The following is a 20,245-nucleotide window of genomic DNA, read 5'->3' as shown; positions in this document are numbered from 1 at the left end:
CGGCGCCGTCCGCCGCGGGACCCGCCGGGCTCAGACCCCGAGCTTGTCGAGGAACGCGAACAGGTTGCCCGTCATGCGGGCGATCTGTTCGTCCGTCGTGAGGCTCTCCTCGATGCGCAGACCGGCCTCGGGCACCTTCCTGCCGCGCACGTACAGCGAGCAGGCCAGGTCGGTGCACATGTACACGCCGACCGAGTTGCCCTCGCGGCCCGCCGCCCCCGCCTTGCGCGCCGTCATCAGTGAGACCCCGCCCCCGTGATGGGTCGTCAGGCACACCGAGCACATGCTCCGGTGCAGAAAACCGCGCCGCGCGGACGGGAAACGCAGTGCGACGCCGACCGGCCGGCCCTCCCGCTCGGCCACCACGTAGCAGCGGTCGGGCGCCCCCGGATCCCGCCAGCCGAGGAAGTCCAGGTCGTCCCACGGCCGTTCGCCGAGGTCGCGGGGTACCGCAAGCCGCCTGGCCTCACCCTTCGAGCAGTTGGCGAAGGAGTTGCGGATCTCCTGTTCGTCGAGTGATCTCATGGGGGAGCCCTTTCCGGGGGTACGAGAGACGTACGGACCGCGAGACGGAAACCTAGAGGCTCTAGGTTTTGGTCAGGGTAGGCAGCCAGGGGCAGGGAGAGCCAATGGATTTCAGGGACGCGGTCCCGGCGCGGGCACAGGCGGCGCTGCGTCAGGTCGCCCGCGGCTCCGCCGGCCCGGCTCTCGCCGCTGACCTGCGCATCACCCTGAACTTCCACCCCGACCGGCGCTCCGGCGGCCTGCCGATCCTCGGAGCACTGGCCCGCGACGGCGCCTATCACTCGCAGTTCGTCACCGGCACCGGCAACGGCGGCCTCACCGCGCACCCCGGCGGCGACCGCACCCGCTGGGAGAGCCGGATCTTCGGCGGGGTCTACGACGACGCGCACCCCGTCGAACGGCCGGTCTACGGCGGGCTGAACTTCCGGCGCCAAGTCGTGGGCGCCGCACCGCGGTTCGGCTCCTCGCACCCCCGGCTGACCGGCGCCGCCCTGGCCCGCGCGACCTTCTGCCACCCCGACAGCGCGGCCGAACCGAGCGACTTCGGGGTGGCGGCCGGCACCCATCTGACCGCGCTCGCCGAGAGCGACGTACGCGACGCCCTCGACGACTACATCGAGGCACACGTGCACGGCGGGGTGCTGCTCGCCCGGGACGTGGAGGCGCTGGTCCTCGACGCGAGCTACCGCGGCACCCCGGTCGAGGCCGCGGCCCGCGGGCTGCCCTGCCCGCTCGAATGGCACCCCGGCTACCGGCTCACCGTGCCCGAACTGCACCGTCACGCCGCCTTCCGCGGCCGGCGGTACACCGACCTGGGTGCCCGCCTGGCCCGCGACGGGCTGCTCGATCCGCGGATCATCGGGGACGCGGCGCGCACCGGCCGCCACGAACCCCAGGACCTGAAGAAGGTGTGGCACACCCTCGCCCGGTTCGGCGCGCCGGAGGGCGCGGGCACCGCCCGCGCCCCCTCCCGGGCGCCGGACGGGAGCGGCGGCCCGCCCCCCACCTCTTAGCTCATAGCGTGAACTAAGGGTTGGAAGAATGTCGCGCCGGGCCCGTCCGCGGGGGTATGTTGCAGGTCGGGCTGGGTTCGAAGGGAGTCACATGGCGGGGCGGAACGGGCGCACGGTACGCGACCTCAGACGGGGCAACCGCACGGCCGTGCTGCAACGGCTCTACTTCGACGGACCTCTCAGCCGGTTCGAGCTGGGCCCGGCGACCGGCCTCAGCTCCGGCTCGGTCAGCAACGTCGTCGCGGATCTGGTCGCCGACGGCCTGGTCGAGGAGGCCGGCAGCGTCGACTCCGACGGCGGCCGGCCGCGCACCCTGCTGCGCGTCGCCCCGCACAGCGGACACATGATCGGCGTCGATGTCGGTGAGACCCGGGTCCGGGTCGAGCTGTTCGACCTGGCGCTCACCGAACTCGCCCGGGTGGAGCGTCCGTTGGCCCCGCAGCGGTACGACGTCGACGTCATCGTCGGTCACGTCCGCGACGGTGTCGCCGAGGTCCTCGCCGCCGCCGGGACGGCACCCGAGCTGCTGCTCGGGGTGGGCGTCGGCGTCCCCGGCATCGTGGAACGCACCGCCGACCGGGGCGCCGTCGTGCACGGCCAGACGATCGGCTGGGACGCCGTCCCGCTGGAGGCGCTGCTCCGCGCCGGCTCCCAACTCCCGGACACCGTCCCGTACTTCATCGACAACGGCGCCAAGACCCTGGGCCAGGCCGAGATGTGGTTCGGCGCCGGGCGCGGCGCGCGCAACGCGGTCGTGGTCCTCTTCGGCTCCGGTGTCGGCGCCTGTCTCGTCACTCCGGAGGTCGAGCACGGCCGGGCCGTCGAGTGGGGGCACCTGACGGTACGGGTGCGGGGCCGGCGCTGCCGCTGCGGAGCGCTCGGCTGCCTGGAGGCATACGCGGGTGCGGAGTCCCTGCTCTCCCGCTGGCGCGAGGAAGGCGGACGCCCGCCCGAGGGCACCGACGAGGAGACCGCGCTGACGGCGATGCTGGCCGCCGCCTACCCGCCCGGGGACGGCACCGCCGACCCGGTGGCGCTGGCCGTCCTGGAGGAGACCGCCGAGTACCTGGGCGCCGGCCTGTCCGACCTGATCAACCTCTTCCAGCCCGAACGGATCCTGATCGGCGGCTGGGCCGGGCTCCAGCTCGGCCCGCGCTTCCTGCCCGCCGTCCGCCGGTACGCGACCATGTACGCGCTGCGCCACCCGGCCGAGAAGGTGACGATCGACCTCGGCCGGCTCGGGCCCGACGCGGTCACCGTGGGCGCCGCGATCCTGCCCCTGGCCGACTTCTTCAACCGCGGCGGACACCGCGCACCGCCCGCGGCCGAGGACCGGCTGCCGGCCTGGCGGGCGGCGCTGGAGGACCGGGCCCCGCGCTGACGGTGCCGGGCGCGGCGGGCCGCGACGCCCCCGCGGACGATCGCAGGCGCCGCACGGTCGCCGACGGTGCCGCACCGCCGTCTCGGGGCGGCACGCCGGGACCGTCCGGGGAGCGCTCAGCCGGCGAAGGCGTCCACTCCCGTCAGCTCGGCGGACAGCGTCCAGAGGCGGGCCGCCTGCTCCGGGTCGCACGCCCAGTCCTTCACCCCGGCCCGCTCCCCGTCCGCGGGGGCCGGTCCGGCGATGTCGCAGTCCTCCAGATAGACCCCGCCCATGCCGTCGAGGCGGGGCGAGGTGGCCGCCCACACCTGGGTGGCAGCCCCCTGCTCCGGGGTCTTGAAACCCTCGGGGTTCAGCAGGTTGCCGTGCTCGTCGATCCAGCCGCGCTCGACCATCTCCTCCCGGGGGAGGTAGCGCTGGAGCGGGGTGAGGATGCCGCCCGGATGCAGGGAGAACGCCCGGACCCCGGCGTCCCGCCCCAGCCGGTCGAGGTGGACGGCGAACAGCGCGTTGGCCGTCTTCGCCTGCCCGTACGCCGCCCACTTGTCGTAGTCCCGGTGCCAGTGGACGTCGTCCCACCGGATGCCGGAGAAGTGGTGGCCCCGGGAGGAGACGGAGACGACGCGCGCGCCGCCGCGCTCGATCGCCGGCCACAGCCGGTTGACGAGGGCGAAGTGACCGAGGTGGTTGGTGGCGAACTGGGCCTCCCAGCCGGGCCCGACCCGGGTCTCCGGGCACGCCATGATCGCGGCGCTGTCGATCACGAGGTCGAGGTCGCGGCCGGAGGCGAGGAAGCGCTCGGCGAAGCCGCGCACGCTCGCCAGGTCGCCGAGGTCCAGCTCGTCCACCTCGACCCCGTCGAGGCCGGCCAGCGCCTCCTGGGCGACGGCGGGGCGCCGGGCCGGCACGACCACCCGGGCACCCGCCCGGGTCAGCGCCCGCGTGGTCTCCAGACCCAGGCCGGAGTAGCCGCCCGTGACGAGGGCGAGCCGTCCGGTGAGGTCGATGCCCGCGAGGACCTCGTCCGCCGTGCTGGTGGCGCCGAAGCCCGATCCGATCTTGTGCTGTGCGGTAGTACTCATGCCCGGAACGTTACGAATTGAAGTGCTCTCGAAGTCAACAGGAAACCCGTGCGGATCACGGACGTCCGGGGTGCGTGGGCCGGGTGACGGGGATCACCATCGTGTGGGGCCTCCGGATGGAACACCCGGGGATCGTTACCCGTTGAACCTGCCGTGGGTGCGGACGGAACAGTGTCCCCGGGCCTCACCTTCCGCCCACAGGGACGATCGTCCGGCTGAAGCCCTGTGGAGCCCTTCGCCGAGAGGCGACCGCCGTGCGCACCCACCTCCTGGCCGCCCCGGCCGTGATTCCCCCGTCGCGGTCGGGGCTTCCTCTGTCCGGCCCGTCCCCCGGTGAAGGCGGGATCCGCCGTCGCCTCCACGCCGAGGGTTCATCCGGGCACGACTGCGCCGCACGACGCCGGGCGGGCGTCGTGCGGCGCGCGGTGGTCAGTCGAGTGGATCACTCGACGGGCGACACATGCGATGGAACATATCCGGCATATGGGATTTAGGCTCGGTGGTATGACGGAGATAGCGAGCCCCCACATCTGCCGCCCCCGGATCCTGGTCCTCGGGGTGATGCGGGGCAGGCCGGGCAGCCTGCCCTTCCGGATCATGGAGATCGACGGTCAGGTGGTCGGCGCCGCGCGGGCCGTCACCGACGTCCTGGAGACCGCGGCCGCGTACGGCATCACGGTCCATGACCTGGACGATCCGGACGTGGTCCGCTGGGTGGGCGGCGACAAGTTCACCTGGCGGCCGCACTGAGGGTTCGCCGGCCCGGCCTCAGCCCACCGTCCACTTCTGGTTGGCGCCGCCCGAGCAGGTCCAGATCTGCAACCGGGTGCCGTTGGCCGAGCTGTTGCCGGTGGCGTCCAGGCACTTGTTCGCCTGCGGGTTCACTATGTCGTGCGCCGCGGACACCGCCCACTTCTGATTGGGGCCGCCGGTGCAGTCCCACAGCTGTACGGCCGAACCGTCCGCCGTGCCGTTGCCGGTGACGTCGAGGCACTTGCCGAGCGCCCGTATGGTGCCGTCCGAACCCACCGCCCACTGCTGGGCGGCGGTGCCGTTGCAGTCGTAGAGCTGCACCGGCGTGCCGTTCGCGGCGCTCGCGCCGGCCACGTCCACGCACTTGCCCGCCAGACCCTTGATCGCGACGCCGGCCGCGGTGTCGCTGGTCGTCACCGACACCGAGTCCACCACCAACTGCTGCGGGAACGCGGTGGAACCGTCCGGGTCGCCGGGCCAGTAGCCGCCCACCGCCAGGTTCATGATCAGGAAGAACGGCTTGTTGAACACCCAGGCGTTGCCGCCCACGTCGGCCGGGGTGCGCGTCTGGTAGACGTTGCCGTCGACCGACCACTTGACCGAGTTCGGCGCCCAGTCGATGGCGAAGGTGTGGAAGGCGTCGGCGAACGCCTGTCCGTTCGGCAGGCTGTAACCCGCGCCGATACCGCCCGAACCGGAGTACCCGGGACCATGGAGGGTGCCGTGCACGGTGGAGGGCTCGAACCCGACGTTCTCCATGATGTCGATCTCGCCCGAGTTCGGCCAGCCGACGTTGCCGATGTCGTTGCCCAGCATCCAGAAGGCGGGCCACATGCCCTGCCCCCGCGGGATCTTCATCCGCGCCTCGACGTGGCCGTACTGCGCGGTGAACTTCCCGGAGGTGTTCAGCCGGGCCGAGGTGTACTGGCAGGTGCCGTACCAGCACGGGTAGTTCGCCGGGTTCTCGCGCTTGGCCGTGATGACCAGGTGGCCCTGGCCGTCCAGGGCCGCGTTCTTGTTGCCCGACGTGTAGTACTGCCGCTCATGGTTGTTGACGTTGTCGCCGGTCTCGGTCTGCCACTTCGAGGAGTCGGCCGCCGCGCCCGCGGGGCCGTCGAAGGTGTCGGAGAACGTCACGGCGGCGACGCCGGCGTCGGAGGCGCCGGAGGAGGCGTCCGCCCGGGCCGGGCCGATCGCCACGGACGCGACGAGCGCGGCGGACAGAGCGGCGAACACAGAGGTGCGGAGCAGGCGTGGGGGGGGCCACGGCTCTCCCTTCCATACGGCGGCCCGGAACACGGAAGTGCCGGCCGAGGTGGGGGGGGTGAAGGTGACGCTTCTTGATTTAAGAAGTGAGATAAGGGGGCGTCAATACCTTGGTACGGACCAGTCTGGGACGATCATGTGCCGGGTCCGGCGGCGCACCGCCGCCGTCCCAGGTCGCGGTCCCGCGCCCGTCCGGGGCGTCCCCAGGATGTTCGTGTCCCCGGACACCGGCTCGCCGGCCCCTCAGGCTCCCTTGCGCACCGCGCGGGTGATCTCGCGGCCGATCCCCGGTGTGACCCGGCCGTCCGGGACGGGGATACCCAGAGAGACGGCGAGGTTCGCCCCGTGGAGGTCGACCGCCGACTCCATCAGCTGGGCCAGACTCGCCACGGCCGACCGGCCCCGGACCACGGCCGTGAGCAGCGTGCCCAGCCCCGCCAGCCCCAGCGGCCACCAGACGGCTCCCGCCAGGACGTAGAGCACGCCCCAGCCGGCCAGCGCGGTGGCCCGGCCGAAGGCATCCCTGCTCTCGTCCAGTACCGTCCGGGTCTCCTCCGGCAGCACCAACCACAGCCGCGGCCAGCCGTGTTCGAGGTCGAGCCCGTATTCGAGCCGGACCCGGACGCCGAGCGCCGCGACGGCGTCACCCATGTGCGTCGGCCTGCTGGGAGGCGCCAGCGCGATGCGATTGCGCCGGTACGCCAGGTCGGCCAGGACCTCGTCCGACTGCCCCTGGCGGTACGCCTGTTCGTAGCGTTCCTGGGCGCGCGTCCAGCGGCGACGGCGCCGGCCGGCCAGCGCCGCCCCGGTACGTCCGGGCCACCGGCCGAGCCACAGCCAGTGGACGGCCCGCCCCGAACCCTGTGCCAGCAGCCCCGCCCAGGCCGACACCAGCAGGGCGCCCAGCACGGTCGCGGCCAGCTGCCCGGCCGAGGCCCCGCCCTGCTGGAGCCCGGTCACGAACCCCTCGTCGCCGGGCCACGCCCCGAAACGCATCCGCCAGCCGACGGCGACCGAGGCGACGAAGAGGACCCCGGGTACGACGAGGAGGGAGAGCCATTTGCCGGCCAGTTGCCTGGCCAGCTCGTTGAGGAAGGGCGTCACCGGGTGCGCCGTTCAGGCGTCGTCCGCGCCAACGGCTCCTCGAAAAGGTGGCATTCGGGCGTCGCCACACCCGGCGCCCGCACCCAGTCCCGGTCGCACCGGTCGGCGGGGCAGACGAACAGTCCGTCGACGGGGACCCCCGGAGCCACGCCGGGCACCCCGACCACCGACCTGGGTCCGACGCCCGGAATGCCGAACTGCCGTCCCAGATGGTCGAGTTGCGGCACCACGCCGGGGTCCGTGCGGAGCCGGCGCACCAGCTCCGCGACCTCGTCCGCACGGCCCTGCGCCGCGGCGATCCGCCGCAGGAGAGGGAGCGCCTCACACCATGCCGCGACCTCACCCCGCCCCTCCATGCCCCTCCTCGCCGCTCCTTGACACTTCCGCAGCGGACGTGTCGGCGTCGCTGCATGATGGTACGGGCGCGAGTCGCTCGGCAACCACCACGGGGGAGCGATGGGGGAGCGATGGGGGAGCGATGGGGGAGCGATGGGGGAGATGGAGAACCTGCCACTGGGCGCCCTGCGGGCGCGGCTCGACCGGTTCGCGGCCACCGCCGATCCACGCCAGGTGCTCGGGCCCGAGGCCGACGCGGCGGCCCAGCTCCTCACCGGGGCCCTGCGGACGTCCTGGAGCGACGAGGCCGCCCGCATCCTGGGCTGGTTCCACTGGTTCCGCTGCGCGGCCCGGCAGACGTACGACGGCCCGGACTTCCACCACGCCCTGCAACTCTTCCGTCCCCTGTGGGCGCGGATGCCGGATGCGGTGCCGGCGGAGATCGGCGCCGTACTCGCGCGGGAATCCGCCCCGGCAGGACTGCTCGAAGAAGCCCTGCGGCTCGGTGACGAGGCGGTCGGCCACGCCGCCGCCCACCGGGCCACGGGCGACCCGGCACAGTCGAGCGAGGCGATCCGGCTGTTCCTGCGCGGCATCGGCATGCTGCGGGAGATCGGAGCCCTGCCCGAGATGCTGCAGATCAACCTGGTGGAGGTCCTGCTGCAACGGCACGCGGCGGACGGGGACCCCGACTCGCTCGCGGAGGCCGTCGACTGGGCCGCGCGCACGATCGACTCCCTCGCGCCGGTCGCCGACGAACAGGCTGTACCACTGCTCGCCCCGCTGGGCGGAAATCTGCTCAACGCCTTCCGTGACAGGGCGGGCGGCCCCGCCGGAAGTGATCCCCGGCTGCTCTCCCTGGGCGCCGCGGCATGGGACCGTGTCCAGGAGAAGGCCGCGGACCCCGAGACCCGGCTACAGGTCCGCCTCCGACTGGCCACGTCCCTCATCCAGGGCCACCTGCGCACCCCGTCCGCCGAGTGGGTCCGCCAGGCCGGCGCGTACGTCGAGCGGGTGACCGAGGAGTGCGATCCGGCCGACGCCCGCAGCCACGGCATCCTCGACGCCCTCACCGTCGTCGTACCGCTGAACATCGCCCAGGGACAGCCCGCCCTGCTGCGCGCACGGGCCCGCGTGCTGCGCGCGCTCGTCGCGCACCCCGGGACGGACGACGGCCGACGACGCGCCTACCGGACGGACCTCGGCCTGTGTCTCCGGATGGCGCACGACGCCCAGGGCGACCCCGCCGCGCTGGACGAGGCGGTGGACGTCCTGCGGGCCGCGCTCGCCGGCACGGACGCGACGGGGCCGGAAGCCGTGAGCCGGATGGTCGGTCTCGCCAACGCCCTCAAGACCCGTGCGCACGACGGCGGGCGTCAGGTGAACGCCGCGGGCGACAGGGCCGACGAGGGCGCGCGGGACGACATCGCGGAGGCCGAAGGATGGGCACGCCGGGCGCATCGGCTGACTCCGCAGGAATCCGGCGCCCTGTCCTGCCTCGGCAACGTGCTGCGGGTGAAGGCGCTGATGCTGCGTGACGTGGCGGCCATGCGGGAATCGGCACGCCTCAACCACGCCGCCGCACGGACGCTGGACCCGAGCCGGCCGGCCCATGCGGTGCAACTGCTGAACACCGGGCTGTCGTACAAGGAACTGGCAACGGCCACCGGTGACCTCTTCGACGCCGAGCAAGCGGTGGCCGTGCTGCGGACGGCGGCCGGGCACGCCGGCCCGCACCACTCCCACCACCTCCCCGTCCGCGTCGAACTGGGCCACTCGCTGACGCTGCTGGCCGAGCTGAGCGAGGACGCCGACGCCCTGGCACAGGGCAGGCAACTGCTCGAAGCGGTGTCCGCCGAACTCCCCGTCGAGCACGTCGAGGCCCGCCGCGCGCAGGTCGCCCTCATCGACACCTACCGCGTCCAGTTCCAGCTCACCCGGGACGACGGGGCGTTGGACCAGTCCCTGAGCCTGGCCCGACGCTGCCTGGACGACCCCACCCTGACCGACGGCGAGCGCGGCCCGCTCCTGGGCAGATGCGTGGGAGCCCTCACCACCGCGTACGACAGCACCCGGGACAGAAGGCTGCTCGACGAACTCGTCCCCGTCTGCCGGTCCGCCGTGCGCTTCGCCCGGAAGGACTCCTTCGACCGGTCCCGGTCCCTGCTGGAGCTGGGTGCCTGCCTGGCCTCCGTCTACGAGGTCTCACGGGACAGCACGGCGCTGCTGGAGGCCATGGACGTACTGGAGGAGGCAGCCGCCGGCCCCGAGGCGTGGCGTACGACCGCCGAGGCCATGGCACGGCTGGCGGAGGCGAGACTCCAGCACAGCCGGCAGTTCGCCCCCTTCACGGACCTGGCCCGCCGGGCGCGCGAGAACAGCCCGCACATGTTCACCGCCCTGTTCGCCGAGCCCTTCGCCGCGTACGAGCGTGAACTCGACGCGATCGTGGACCTCGGCCGGAAGTCGCTGACGCTGCGCGCCACGGGCCGCCAGGACCGCTCCCTCCTGCTGTCCCATCTGGCGGTGACGCTGCTCGGGCGCGCCAAGCACCGCGGGTCCGCACAGGACGCCAGGGAAGCCGCCGAGCTGCTGCGCGAGGCGATCCGGACCGGGCCCGCCGGCCATCCGGGCCGCCCGGTCTGGGGCACCAACCTGGTCGGCGCGCTGCTGCGCATCCAACGGTACGAGGAGGACGCGTCGCTGCTGGACGAGGCCGAGGCCGTGGCACGCGAGGCCATGGCGGCGGCGGGCGCGGACGACGTGGGGCACGTGCGCGCGCTGTTGGCGCTGTCCCACGTCCTGGCGCGACGCGACACCGGGGGAGAGGACCCGACCGGGGAGGTGCGCGAACTGCGCGGCCGGGTCTACCGGACCACGCACTTCCCCCTCCCGGAACGCATCGCCGCCGCCGAGTCGGCGGGGCGAACGGCCGTCACCCGGGGCGACTGGGAGGACGCGGCGGCCCATTTCGAGGCCGCGGTGGACCTCCTGCCGCGCCTGGTCGGGCACCGGCTCGCCCGGTCCGACCGCGAGCTGCTCATTGCCGACCAGCCCCTGCTCGCCTCGCAGGCGGCGGCCTGCGCGCTGCAACTGGGCGATCCCCACCGGGCGTTGGACCTCCTCGAACGGGGCCGTGGCATTCTGCTCGGACAGCTCACCGAGACCCGGCGCGACCTGTCGGACCTGCGCCGGCAGGCACCGGAGCTGGCCGCGGAGTTCAGCCGGCTCGGCGAGGCCATGACCACCCTCGGCGCGAGCGCCGACCAGGCTCCGGACAGGGCGCCGGGGCCCGCGAGGGACGAGCACCGGCTGACGGTCCGCTCCTGGGAACGGGTACGCGACGAGATCCGCGGCCTGCCCGGCTTCGAGAGCTTCCTGCGGCCGGGCGTACCCGACCTCGGCACGCTGACCGTGGGCGGCCCGGTGGTGGTCGTCAACCTCGCGACCGTACGCAGCGACGCCATCGTCCTCGCCGAGGGGACGGCGACGTGTGTGCCGTTGCCCCAGGCGGACCTGCGGTCCGCGGCGGACCGGCTCATGGCCTTCGACTCGGCCGTCGGCGCGCTGCACGACCCGCACGAGCCGGCCGAGCAGCGGTGGGAGGCGGGCGGGGTCGTCCTGGACACGCTCGCCTGGCTGTGGGAGGCGGTGGCGGAACCCGTCGTCCGGGCGCTGGACCTCGCACCCGGCGGCGCCTCGCCGCCCCGGCTGTGGTGGTGCCCCACCGGCCTCCTGAACTTCCTGCCGCTGCACGCGGCCGGGCGGTACACCGGCGCCACCCCGCACGGAATCGCCGACTACGTCATGTCGTCGTACACCACGACACTCAACGCGCTGCGCCCGAAGGCAGCCGCGCCCGGGGGCTCCCGCCTCGGCCGCGATCCGCGCCTGCTGGCCGTCGCCACACCGCAGGCGCCCGGGGCCGCGCCCCTGCGGCACGCCGCGGCCGACGCGCAGGCGCTCGCCGGGCTGTTCCCCCGGACCACCGTCCTGACCGGCGAGGGCGCCACCAAACAGGCCGTGCTCCGCGAGCTGGCGGGACATACCTGGGCGCACTTCGCCTGCCATACGCGGGCCGACTTCCTCGGCATCACCGCGAACGAACTGGTGCTGCAGGACGGCGCACTGGCACTGCCGGACATCTCGACGCTCGACCTCGACGCCGAACTGGCGTTCCTCGCCTCGTGCGGATCCGCCGCCGGTTCGTACCACCTCGCCGACGAGGCCCACCATGTCGCCTCGTCGTTCCAACTGGCCGGCTTCACCCATGTGATCGCCACCCTGTGGGAGGTCGCCGACGGCGACGCCACGGAGTTCACCACGGCCGTGTACGGCCACCTGGCGGATGGTGTGCCGCCCGCCGAGGCGTTGTACCGGGTGACCCGCGACCTGCGGGAGCGCTATCCGCGCAGCCCCTGGCTGTGGGCTCCGTACGTGCACCTGGGGCCCTGAGCGGCGCGGGCGGACCGGCCCGGCGGGACGTCCGGAACGGAGCGTGGCCGGACGGGGACGTCACGCCTTCGCCGCGCGTGCGTGCACCGCCCGCCCGAGCCGGCGGCCGAGGAACAGGTAACCCGCCAGCGCACCCGCCGTGTTGAGGATGACGTCGTCGATGTCGAAGGCGCGCCCGGTGATCAGCGCCCCCTGCACCAGCTCGACCAGCAGCATCACCATCGCGGTGAGCAGGAGCACGTGGAGGATGCCGCGGGCCCGCGGTGCGAGTACCGGCACCAGCACCCCGAACGGGAGGCCGAGCAGCACGTTCCCGCCGATCTGTTTGGCGGCGTCGCGCAGTCCGGGCTGGTCCAGATAGGCCCGCAGGGAACTGCCCGGGCGCAGGTTGCTGTGCGTGAGGGCCACCGACGCCGGGGACGGCACCAGCGTCAGCCGGGCCAGCACGACGGCGAACGCCACCATGCACACGAAGGCGACCAGCATCGCCGCCAGCCGCACGGGCCACGGGAGCGCGTGCCGGTCCGCACCGGGCGGCCGTGCCGCGCCACCGGCCTTGCGGACACCGCGACGCGGCCCGCCCGCGCCGCGCGCCTTCGCGAAGCCACCGCCGACGAGCGCTCGGAGCAGTCCCGCCGGACCCCGGTGCGCGCCGGGCCGCCGGGATCCGGCGGAAGCGGAGCCTTTGCCGGGGCCCGCGGACCTGCCCGAACTCCTGGACGTACGGGAACCCTTGGGCGTGCCGGACTTCTTGGCGGAACTCCTGGGCGTGCTGGAACTCCCGGACTTTCCGGAACCCTTGGAGCCGGAACTCCGGGACGCGCCGGAACGCCCGGACGTACCGGAACCCCCAGCTTTACCCGAACCGGCCTTACCGGAACCGGCTTTACCGGGACCCCCGGATGCGCCCGAGCGTCCGGACCCGGCCGTGGCGCCGGTGCCGGTCGTGCGACGGTCCGCTGCGGTGCCGGGAGACCGGGTGCTTCCCGCGGGGCGTCGCCTTCCCGTCGGAGTGTCGCTCCCGCCGGTGCGCAGGTGCGAAACGGTGCGGGCCATGCGGTCCTCCTGTCGTCGGCTTGCCTGCGTGCTGGGGCGGTTACCCCGGAACCGCCCCGTGATGCCCTCGCCCGCACCGCAAGCCGGGGCGGCACGGTCAGCTCCCGTACGAGATGTGCACCTCCGTGAACCTGAGGGAGTGCAGCAGCCCTCGGAGCATGGCGGTCGTGTTCGTCTCGGCCCGGGTGGTCAGCCCGCTGCCGCGGGCCGCCTCGCCGATGTGCTGTACCGCGAGCTGCTGCACGGCGTGTTCGCTGTTGGGGTTGTCGGAGAAGAAGTCGCCGAGCCGGTCGAGCAGTCCGCGCTGTTTGGAGACGGTGTACGAGTGGTCGGCGTCCAGGGCCGGTTTCCCCAGCCGGGCGTGCGGCAGCCGGAGCGTGGCCGACGTGCGGTCGCCGTCGACCGTCACGTCCCGCTCGCCCAGCCGGCCGAGGTCGACGTAGGCGTCCACGGTGCCCGTACCGACGTACAGGGTGCGGGTGCCGCGGATCGCGTCGGGCAGCAGCTTCGCGTCCTTCTCCAGGTCCACGACGACCTGGAAGGTGCCGGAGGCGGCGTCGTAGCGGCTCATGTCCTTGATCGATTCGAGCAGCGCCGGTCCCGAGCGATCGCGCGTCTCGGTGCCGAACAGGTCCTTGATGCCCGGCAGCACGGCCAGCCGGATCCCGGCGAAGACCGCCGCGAGGACCAGGACGACGGCGGTCAGGACTTTCGCCCAGCCCGGCATGCGTCCGGGCAGCCGCCTGTTGGAAGTCGTCATGTCGACGTTCCCCCTTCCTGTTCCTCCGGATGCCCGCCGAACCGCCGTGCCAGACCGGCCGGTTGGCGGATCGGTGGCCCGGGCAGGGGCACACGGGGCGCACGCCCGCGCAGCGAGCCTCCTGCGACGCCCCGACAGCCCCGTACACCCCAGTGGTCTCCTGCGGTGACTGCGGCCGCCCTCAGTGGCATGAGCCCCGCAGCCCCGTGATGATCAAGTGAGGAGCGGACCGCACAGTGCGGCATGACGACCGTGATGCGGCTCGCCGACGCGCCGCGGGCCGCGTCGCACATCATCAGCAGCTCAGCATCAGCGCCCTGTTCGACGCGCCCGGTACCGGGCCGTCACCGGACGGGCCGCCGCCGTACCGGCCCTGACGCCCGGGGGCGCCGGGGTCACCAGGGGCCGGGCGTGGTCTCGGGCTGCGCCAGGGCCGCCTCCAGCGTCGGCAGCGCGGGCAGCAGCCGGGCCAGGCCGGTGACCCGCAGGACCCGCAGGGTCAGCGGGTGGGTGCACACGAGGCGCAGCGTTCCGCCGTGTTCCAGCACCCGGGTGCGGGCCCGGTAGAGCAGGCGCAGCCCCGAGCAGTCGAAGAACTCGATGTTCCGCAGATCGATCACGATCCGGGCGCCCGGCCGGTCCGTCACCCGGTCCAGCTGCGGGGCCAGCTCGGCGGCCGCCGCGATGTCGATCTCCCCGTGGAACTCCAGCACCGTGTGCCCGCGGTCCTCGCGGACGCGCAGGTGCCTGGTGAGCGGTGCGGATTCCTGCCGCGGTTCCGGGCGCACGACGTCACCTCCCACCCGTGCCGGGATCCGTTCCCCGCTCTGCAAGTTACCCTCGATAGAACGAATTTGAGCATGTTCGATTGACATATGTCTTCGAGTTTGGCCGTCCGCCGTCCAGTTCAGGCCGTCACCAGGACCAGTTTCCCTGACGTCCGACCGGTTTCGCCCGACTCGTGCGCCCGCGCGGCCTCGGACAGCGGGAACGTCTCGGCGACCGTGGCCCGCAGCCGGCCCTCCGCCACCAGTGCGGCGATCGCCCGCATGCCCGCGCGGTCGGCGTCCACGAGGACGCGGACCGCCCGCACGCCCAGCCGCGCGGCCTCGTCGTGGAACTCCCGCGAACCGACCGGCACGATCGACACCACGATCCCGCCCGGGCGCAGCACCCGTAGCGACCGGACGGCGTTGTCACCGCCGAGGGTGTCCAGCACGACGTCGACACCCCGCACGGCCTCCGTGACGTCCGTGCTCCGGTAGTCGACCGCCTCGTCCACGCCGAGGCTCCGCAGGAAGTCGTGCTTGCCCGCGCTCGCCGTGCCGATCACGTACGCGCCGCGCGCCTTGGCGATCTGCACTGCCACATGCCCGACCCCGCCGGCCGCGGCGTGCACCAGGACCCGTTGTCCCGCCGCCAGTTCCGCCGTCTCCACCAGGGTCTGCCAGGCGGTCAGCGACACCAACGGCAGCGCGCCGGCCTGCACATGGTCGATCCCGGCGGGTTTGTGGGTGAGCGCCCGGGCCGGCGCGATGGCGTACTCGGCGTGCGAGCCGTGCCCGAACGGGTAGGGCAGCATGCCGAAGACCTCGTCCCCGGGCGCGAACGCGGCCACGCCGATCCCCGTCTCCTCCACCGTGCCGGAGAGGTCCCACCCGAGGACGAACGGCGGCTCGCCCAGGAAGCCGCCGGTGGCCCGGTGTTTCCAGTCGGTGGGGTTGACGCCGGCGGCGCGGACCCGGACCAGCACCTCGTTCGGGCGCGGCGCGGGCCGCTCCAGCCGTACTTCCTTGAGCACCTCGGGACCGCCGAGGACGTCCTGGCTGATGGCACGCATCGTGTTCACACCCCTCATGGTCACCCGGACCGCCGCGGCGCGCAGTCCGGAACGCTCCACCGGCGGGCCGCCGCAGGCCGGTGCTCCAGGGCGGGAAAGAGACATCCACGACGGGTGCCCACCGGACGGGCAGGTCCGCGAAGGACATCTCCCGGACGGGTACGCCGGCGACGGGTGGGTCCGCGACGGCGACGGGGGCCGACGGCCAGAAATCGCCGGGCCTGCGCCGTCCGCACGCCGGACTCCGGTCGCCGCCGCCGCACGGTGTGAGTCGCCCGGCCGTGGGCAGTCGGCAGGAGTGAACCGGACAACCCGACGGCGCGACGGCGACGGAGGGACGCGGCGCAAGGCCGACCGCCGGACGCGGATCACCGTGCTCGTGGCGCTCGCGGCCAATCTGGTGATCGTCGTCGCCCAGGCCGTCGGTGGCTTCCTCACCGGCTCGCCCGCCCTGCTGTCGGAGGCCGCGCACTCGGTCGCCGACAGCCTCAACGAGGTCTTCCTGCTGGTCGCGCTGCGCCGCAGCCACCGCCCCGCCGACGCACGGCTGGGTCGCGACGCGCGCGACCGGCTCATCGGCGAGGCCGCCGACCCGGAGCGGGCCGAGCGGATCCGGGCCCGCCCGGATCGATCTCGTGCCGGGCCTGGAGAGCGAACGGGTCGAGGACGTCGCGGTCCGCATCAAGCGGTCCCTCGCCGAGACCTTCCCCGGGACCGGGGAGATCTTCCTGGACGTGACCGACCGGTCGGCGGGGGAGGGACGGGAAAGCCCCGCCGCGACGGGGGAACGCGGCGGGGCCTGACGCAGAAGGTGCCCGGACCCGGACTTGTTCATGCCTGCCCGCGGCAGATTTTCCGGATGGTGCCGGTGCGCGGCCGGATTCAGCTCCCGGTGCCCGGTTCGAGGACGAAGACCGGGATCTCGCGGGACGTCCGCTCCTGGTACTCGGCGTACGGCGGGTACGCGGCCACCGCCCGCTTCCACCACTCGGCCCGTTCCGCGCCGGTGACCTCCCGGGCCGTCATGTCCTGCTTGGCCGGTCCGTCCTGCAACTCCACGTGCGGGTCGGCGGTGAGGTTGAAGTACCAGACCGGATGCTTGGGCGCACCGCCCTGCGAAGCGACCACGGCGTACCGCCCGTCGTGCTCCACCCGCATCAGCGGCGTCTTGCGGATCTTGCCGCTGCGGGCTCCCCGGCTGGTCAGCACGATGACGGGCAGCCCGGTGTCCCGCAGCGTCGTGCCCCGGGTGCCACCGGAACTCTCGTACAACTCGACCTGCTCCCGGACCCACGCGGCCGGACTCGGTTCGTACTCACCCTCTACAGGCATGCTGTTCCTCTCCTCGTCGGACGGGGCTCGCTGACAGATCGATTCAACACCGATGACCGCGGTATTCATCCGCACCGCACCGGGCCGCCCGTCCGGCCCGGCCGGACGGCGACACGGCCGAATGGCGTACGGCGATCGCCACCAACGGCGACTATTGTGAATGGCTGGTTCTTTATTCCCGGTGTGGCCCTGCGGGGCCGTGAACGCACGAAACGGAAGCGTCGCTTCCCGGCCAGATTCCGCAGGTGACCGTTCTGGCTGAACTTGGCGTCGCGCGATAGGTGCCTCGGGCATCTAATGAAGATCGGCACGACGCACCCCTCGTCTGTGAGGTCTTCCATGACGGAACTGTCGCAACCCGTCGCCTTCCCCCAGGACCGAACCTGTCCCTACCACCCCCCCACCGGCTACGACCCGCTGCGCGCCGCCCGGCCGCTGACCCGGGTCGCCCTCTACGACGGCCGCCCGGCCTGGCTCGTCGCCGGCCACGGCCTCGCGCGGGACCTGCTGGCCGACCCGCGCCTGTCCAGCAACCGCACCCGCGCCGACTTCCCGATCACGACACCCCGGTTCGCCGGGGTCCGCGACCGCAAGACGGCCCTGCTGGGCGTCGACGACCCCGAGCACCACACCCAGCGCCGGATGATGATCCCCAGCTTCACGCTCAAACGGGCCACCGCGCTGCGGCCGAGCATCGAGCGCATCGTCGACGACCTGCTGGACCGGATGATCGCCCAGGGGCCGCCCGCCGAACTGGTCAGCGCGTTCGCGCTCCCCGTGCCCTCCATGGTGATCTGCGCACTGCTGGGTGTCCCGTACGCCGACCACGAATTCTTCGAGGAGCAGTCCCGGCGGCTGCTGCGCGGCCCCACGGCCGAGGCCACGCAGGACGCCCGGGACCGGCTGGACGAGTACCTGGGCGGCCTGATCGACCGCAAGCGCAAGGAGCCCGGCGACGGACTGATCGACGAACTGGTCGAGCAGCAGGCGCGCGAGGGCACGCCGGACCGCGACGAACTGGTCGCCCTCGCGATCATCCTGCTGGTCGCGGGGCACGAGACCACCGCCAACATGATCTCCCTCGGCACCTTCACGCTGCTCCAGCACCCCGAGCGGCTGGCCGAACTGCGCGCGGACCCCTCCCTGCTGCCCGCGGCGGTCGAGGAACTGCTGCGGATGCTGTCCATCGCGGACGGACTGCTCCGGGTGGCCACCGAGGACATCGAGGTGGCCGGGACGACCATCCGGGCCGGTGAGGGCGTGGTCTTCTCGACCTCGGTCATCAACCGCGACGAGGGGGTCTACCCCGGGCCGGACTCACTCGACTGGCACCGCTCGACCCGCCACCACGTCGCCTTCGGCTTCGGCATCCACCAGTGCCTCGGCCAGAACCTGGCCAGGACCGAGCTGGAGATCGCCCTGGCCGCGCTGATCGGCCGACTGCCCGGGCTCCGGCTCGCCGTTCCGGCGGAGGAGATCCCGTTCAAACCCGGCGACACGATCCAGGGGATGCTGGAACTCCCCGTGACTTGGTAAGAGGCTCTGGCCATGCACATCGAGATCGACCGAGACGTCTGCATCGGCGCCGGCCAGTGCGCCCTGACCGCCCCGAACGTCTTCACCCAGGACGACGACGGCTTCAGCACGCTGCTGCCCGGACGGGAGGACGGCGGCGGCGACCCACTGGTCCGGGACGCGGCACGCGCCTGCCCGGTCGGCGCCATCACGGTGACCGGGCAACCCGGCTGAGCCCACCCCGGCCGGACCCGCGGCGGCGTAGGGTTCCGGGGTGACCCAACCGGCCGAAAAGCCCTTTCTCCAGCTCGTCGTGTGCGCGGCCGGAGTGGCCGCGGGCGTCGGCAAGCTGATCATCGCCGCCCAGGAGCGGAACTGGGAGGTCGGTGTCACGGCCACCCCGGTCGCCCTGGGCGGCTTCTTCGACGTGGGTGCCGTCGAGGCGCAGACCGGCCGTCCCGTCCGCTCCGCCTGGCGCACCCCCGCCGACCCCCGCCCCTTCCCGGCGCCCGCCGCCGTGGTGGCCGCACCCGCCACCTTCAACACCCTCAACAAGTGGGCGGCGGGGATCGCGGACACCCTTGCCCTCGGCACCCTCTGCGAGGCGTACGGCCTGGGTGTCCCGATCGCCGTCCTGCCCTGTGTGGGCGACGCGCTGGCCGCCCACCCGGCCTACCGGGCGAGCCTGGTGCGGCTGCGTGCCATGGGCGTCCGTGTCGGTGAGCCGTACACCGGCGAGCCCGACGGGAGCGGACACCGGCCGGACTTCCGATGGGAACGCGCTCTGGACCTGCTGGAGCGCCCCTGACCCGTACCGGGACGCGGGGGAGAGGGCCGTGCGCCGCCTCCCGGACCGGCACCGCACCCGGACTCAGCGCACCTCACGGACGTAACCGGCGCTGCCCTCGGGCGACACCGCGCGGTCCCGGCGGACGATGCTCAGGCGGTCGCCGAAGCCCGCGAGGGCCTTGCGCAGCCCGCCGTCCGTGTACTCGACGACCAGGACCCGGTCGTCGAACGCGTCGGCGTAGGCACCGCACTCGTCCCACTCCGCGCACTCCTCCGCCACCGCGAAATCGAGGCCCGTGCGGTGCCTGAGACCGGCCAGCTCCACCGTGTTCTTCTGCGCGACGGCCAGGTGCCGGGCGTGCGCGTGCCGGGACAGCAGCGCGATGAACGCGGTCGCGTCGGCCGCCGTCAGCAGCTTCCCGGACCGGGTGTAGCTGTCGTAGTTGTCCGGCTCGACGGCGTCGAAGCCCTTGTCCGCGCAGCCGTCGATCCAGCGGTCGACCCGCTCCGCCACCCGCCTGCGCTTGGCCGCGGTGCCGATGTCGAGCAGCGGCTCGTCCCAGTCCTCGTCGACGACCGGCCTGCCGTGCGCGTCCCGCAGCAGCAGGTCGGCCGGCCACGCCGCCACCTCGTCCGGCTGGGCCTGGAAGGCGTTCACGTAACAGATGTTGTAGAGGCCGGGGGCCGGTGCCGCCGTGCGGTCGCGGCTGACGACGCGGACACCGGCCGGGGGCGGATAAGCGCCGCCGATCTGGTAGTCGAAGCCGGCGTGCCGGGGCGGGAGCCGCACCGCGGACGCCGTACCGGCCGGCCCGGGCCCGGCCTGCGCGGAGTCCTCGGGGGACCCGCAGCCGGTCAGCAGCAGGGCCGCCGAGACGAGCGCGGTGAGAATCCTCGTGCCGACGGCCGGCACCGGACCTTCGGTGCGCAGAGCACCCTTCGCGGGCATGGACCGCTCCAGCGGATCGCGGGTACGGCCCCGCCTCGGACCGCGACGGTCCTGGCGACTCGGGCCGGGCTGAGAACGTGTCCGTCACC

General features: G+C 73.3%; 18 protein-coding genes and 2 pseudogenes. 8 read left to right on the top strand and 12 right to left on the bottom strand.

Annotation, left to right across the window (positions count from 1 at the left end):
• Nucleotides 1-30 precede the first annotated feature (30 nt).
• Nucleotides 31-525 carry an FBP domain-containing protein gene (locus ACFY2B_RS13875; RefSeq protein ID WP_390763344.1) on the bottom strand — a complete coding sequence of 165 codons (495 nt, stop codon included), beginning with the start codon at nucleotides 523-525 and terminating at the stop codon, nucleotides 31-33.
• Between the two features lie 104 nt (nucleotides 526-629).
• On the opposite strand from ACFY2B_RS13875, the gene ACFY2B_RS13870 reads away from it, so the two are divergent.
• Both ACFY2B_RS13870 and ACFY2B_RS13865 read left to right on the top strand, forming a co-directional pair.
• Nucleotides 630-1,538: a DUF3626 domain-containing protein gene (locus ACFY2B_RS13870; RefSeq protein WP_390763343.1), complete on the top strand. Its 909-nt coding sequence runs from the start codon at nucleotides 630-632 to the stop codon at nucleotides 1,536-1,538.
• 91 nt (nucleotides 1,539-1,629) lie between these two features.
• Nucleotides 1,630-2,919 carry an ROK family protein gene (locus ACFY2B_RS13865; protein ID WP_390763342.1) on the top strand — a complete coding sequence of 430 codons (1,290 nt, stop codon included), beginning with the start codon at nucleotides 1,630-1,632 and terminating at the stop codon, nucleotides 2,917-2,919.
• 116 nt (nucleotides 2,920-3,035) lie between these two features.
• Here ACFY2B_RS13865 and ACFY2B_RS13860 read toward each other — a convergent pair whose 3' ends face one another.
• Nucleotides 3,036-4,001 carry an SDR family NAD(P)-dependent oxidoreductase gene (locus ACFY2B_RS13860; RefSeq protein WP_390763341.1) on the bottom strand — a complete coding sequence of 322 codons (966 nt, stop codon included), beginning with the start codon at nucleotides 3,999-4,001 and terminating at the stop codon, nucleotides 3,036-3,038.
• 504 nt (nucleotides 4,002-4,505) lie between these two features.
• On the opposite strand from ACFY2B_RS13860, the gene ACFY2B_RS13855 reads away from it, so the two are divergent.
• Nucleotides 4,506-4,751, top strand: a complete 246-nt coding sequence (locus ACFY2B_RS13855; RefSeq protein WP_376528126.1) for a hypothetical protein — start codon at nucleotides 4,506-4,508, stop codon at nucleotides 4,749-4,751.
• A gap of 18 nt (nucleotides 4,752-4,769) precedes the next feature.
• Here the strand turns inward: ACFY2B_RS13855 and ACFY2B_RS13850 are convergent, their stop codons facing one another.
• The 3 genes from ACFY2B_RS13850 to ACFY2B_RS13840 form a co-directional block, all read right to left on the bottom strand.
• Entirely contained in the window at nucleotides 4,770-5,990 is a 1,221-nt protein-coding gene (locus tag ACFY2B_RS13850) for a ricin-type beta-trefoil lectin domain protein (RefSeq protein ID WP_390763340.1), read from the bottom strand.
• Nucleotides 5,991-6,263: 273 nt separating this feature from the next.
• Nucleotides 6,264-7,124 (bottom strand): hypothetical protein, encoded by an 861-nt coding sequence (locus ACFY2B_RS13845; RefSeq protein WP_390763339.1) that lies wholly within the window; start codon nucleotides 7,122-7,124, stop codon nucleotides 6,264-6,266.
• A complete protein-coding gene (locus ACFY2B_RS13840) occupies nucleotides 7,121-7,480 on the bottom strand; it encodes a hypothetical protein (protein WP_390763338.1) in 360 nt (119 codons plus the stop codon). Before ACFY2B_RS13840 ends, ACFY2B_RS13845 begins: the two co-directional genes overlap by 4 nt.
• Before the next feature lie 142 nt (nucleotides 7,481-7,622).
• On the opposite strand from ACFY2B_RS13840, the gene ACFY2B_RS13835 reads away from it, so the two are divergent.
• Nucleotides 7,623-11,915, top strand: coding sequence for a CHAT domain-containing protein (locus tag ACFY2B_RS13835; RefSeq protein WP_390763337.1), 4,293 nt, complete (start codon nucleotides 7,623-7,625; stop codon nucleotides 11,913-11,915).
• Nucleotides 11,916-11,975: 60 nt separating this feature from the next.
• Here the strand turns inward: ACFY2B_RS13835 and ACFY2B_RS13830 are convergent, their stop codons facing one another.
• The 5 genes and pseudogenes from ACFY2B_RS13830 to ACFY2B_RS13810 form a co-directional block, all read right to left on the bottom strand.
• Nucleotides 11,976-12,545 (bottom strand): VanZ family protein, encoded by a 570-nt coding sequence (locus ACFY2B_RS13830; protein ID WP_390763551.1) that lies wholly within the window; start codon nucleotides 12,543-12,545, stop codon nucleotides 11,976-11,978.
• 523 nt (nucleotides 12,546-13,068) lie between these two features.
• The gene (locus ACFY2B_RS13825; RefSeq protein ID WP_390763336.1) at nucleotides 13,069-13,731 is read right to left on the bottom strand and encodes a DUF4230 domain-containing protein; all 663 of its coding nucleotides are present in this window, start codon (nucleotides 13,729-13,731) and stop codon (nucleotides 13,069-13,071) included.
• A gap of 236 nt (nucleotides 13,732-13,967) precedes the next feature.
• A pseudogene (locus ACFY2B_RS13820) lies at nucleotides 13,968-14,036 on the bottom strand (ribose-phosphate pyrophosphokinase-like domain-containing protein); the annotation flags it as partial.
• A 90-nt stretch (nucleotides 14,037-14,126) separates the two neighbouring features.
• A complete protein-coding gene (locus tag ACFY2B_RS13815; protein ID WP_390763335.1) occupies nucleotides 14,127-14,519 on the bottom strand; it encodes an anti-sigma factor antagonist in 393 nt (130 codons plus the stop codon).
• Nucleotides 14,520-14,638: 119 nt separating this feature from the next.
• Nucleotides 14,639-15,589: an NADP-dependent oxidoreductase gene (locus ACFY2B_RS13810; RefSeq protein ID WP_390763550.1), complete on the bottom strand. Its 951-nt coding sequence runs from the start codon at nucleotides 15,587-15,589 to the stop codon at nucleotides 14,639-14,641.
• A 355-nt stretch (nucleotides 15,590-15,944) separates the two neighbouring features.
• Between ACFY2B_RS13810 and ACFY2B_RS13805 the strand changes: the two are divergent.
• Nucleotides 15,945-16,374: pseudogene (locus tag ACFY2B_RS13805) on the top strand (cation transporter).
• Nucleotides 16,375-16,453: 79 nt separating this feature from the next.
• Here the strand turns inward: ACFY2B_RS13805 and ACFY2B_RS13800 are convergent.
• Nucleotides 16,454-16,903 (bottom strand): nitroreductase family deazaflavin-dependent oxidoreductase, encoded by a 450-nt coding sequence (locus ACFY2B_RS13800; RefSeq protein ID WP_390763334.1) that lies wholly within the window; start codon nucleotides 16,901-16,903, stop codon nucleotides 16,454-16,456.
• A 339-nt stretch (nucleotides 16,904-17,242) separates the two neighbouring features.
• Between ACFY2B_RS13800 and ACFY2B_RS13795 the strand changes: the two genes are divergently transcribed.
• The 3 genes from ACFY2B_RS13795 to ACFY2B_RS13785 are packed head-to-tail and all read left to right on the top strand — an operon-like array spanning nucleotide 17,243 to nucleotide 19,226.
• Complete coding sequence (locus ACFY2B_RS13795) at nucleotides 17,243-18,439, top strand: cytochrome P450 (RefSeq protein WP_390763333.1); 1,197 nt, start codon at nucleotides 17,243-17,245, stop codon at nucleotides 18,437-18,439.
• Between the two features lie 12 nt (nucleotides 18,440-18,451).
• Nucleotides 18,452-18,652, top strand: a complete 201-nt coding sequence (locus tag ACFY2B_RS13790) for a ferredoxin (protein ID WP_390763332.1) — start codon at nucleotides 18,452-18,454, stop codon at nucleotides 18,650-18,652.
• Between the two features lie 40 nt (nucleotides 18,653-18,692).
• Nucleotides 18,693-19,226 carry a flavoprotein gene (locus ACFY2B_RS13785; protein ID WP_390763331.1) on the top strand — a complete coding sequence of 178 codons (534 nt, stop codon included), beginning with the start codon at nucleotides 18,693-18,695 and terminating at the stop codon, nucleotides 19,224-19,226.
• A gap of 63 nt (nucleotides 19,227-19,289) precedes the next feature.
• Here the strand turns inward: ACFY2B_RS13785 and ACFY2B_RS13780 are convergent, their stop codons facing one another.
• Nucleotides 19,290-20,156: an endo alpha-1,4 polygalactosaminidase gene (locus ACFY2B_RS13780; protein WP_390763330.1), complete on the bottom strand. Its 867-nt coding sequence runs from the start codon at nucleotides 20,154-20,156 to the stop codon at nucleotides 19,290-19,292.
• Nucleotides 20,157-20,245: the final 89 nt, after the last annotated feature.

The organism is Streptomyces sp. NPDC001270 (assembly GCF_042896695.1).
Taxonomy (GTDB): domain Bacteria; phylum Actinomycetota; class Actinomycetes; order Streptomycetales; family Streptomycetaceae; genus Streptomyces.
Note: the sequence above shows the minus strand (reverse complement) of the source record. Positions and strands in the feature narration are given on the sequence as shown.